The sequence below is a fragment of the Mycobacterium sp. GA-0227b genome (genome assembly GCF_001499855.1).
Lineage (GTDB): Bacteria > Actinomycetota > Actinomycetes > Mycobacteriales > Mycobacteriaceae > Mycobacterium.
In genome coordinates this window covers 1-927 of sequence record NZ_LQIK01000028.1, presented here as the reverse complement: position 1 = coordinate 927, position 927 = coordinate 1, and the positions used below count along the sequence as shown (strand labels likewise).

The following is a 927-nucleotide window of genomic DNA, read 5'->3' as shown; positions in this document are numbered from 1 at the left end:
CCGATCCAACAGCTGGGCGCGAATATCGCCCGGGTCTGCGCTGCCGGTGATGTAGCCGACCAGACGCTTGTCACCGGGACGGTCCTCGCGCGCGATCACCACCGCCCGATCCACACCATCGAGCCCGGCCAGCGCGGCCTGGATCTCACCGAGCTCGATGCGATACCCGCGAATCTTGACCTGCTCATCAGCGCGACCCAAATACTGCAACTGCCCATCAACACCCCAACGCACCAAATCCCCGGTGCGATACATCCGCTGCCCGCCCACCCCCGAGACCGCGAACGGACACGCCACAAACCGCGCCGCGGTCAACCCCGCCCGGCCCACATACCCACACGCCACCCCGGCACCGGCCACATACAACTCACCGACCACACCAGCGGGCACCGCACGCAACCACTGATCCAGCACAAACAACGCCGCCCCAGCCACCGGCACCCCGATCGGCACCACATCCATACCGGGCCGCAACGGCGCGCTGATCGCCACACACATCGTGGTCTCGGTCGGACCATAGGCATTGACCATCACCCGCCCGCGCGCCCACCGATCCACCACCTCAGCCGGACACGCCTCACCGGCCATCACCAACGCCGCCGACTCCAAACCCTCATCCGAAAGCATCGCCACCGCCGACGGCGTCTGAGTCAAAACACTGACCCGCTGCCCCACCAACACCTCATGCAAATCCTCGGGCGAACGCACCACCGACTCGGGCACCACCACCAACCGCCCACCACGCAACAACGCCCCAAAGATCTCCCACACCGAGACGTCAAACGCCAACGAATGACACAACGACCACACCCCCGCCGCCGGCAAACCCGCACCCAACGACCCCAACAACTGCGTCACATTGGCATGGGTGACCGCCACCCCCTTGGGCGTACCAGTAGTGCCCGAGGTGTAAATCAGATAAGCGAT

Annotated in this window: 1 protein-coding gene; it reads right to left on the bottom strand. The window is 65.4% G+C overall.

Features of this window, described 5'->3' with window-relative positions:
* The coding region (locus AU185_RS15855; protein WP_156425543.1) for an AMP-binding protein at window positions 1-927 on the bottom strand (927 nt) is incomplete at both ends.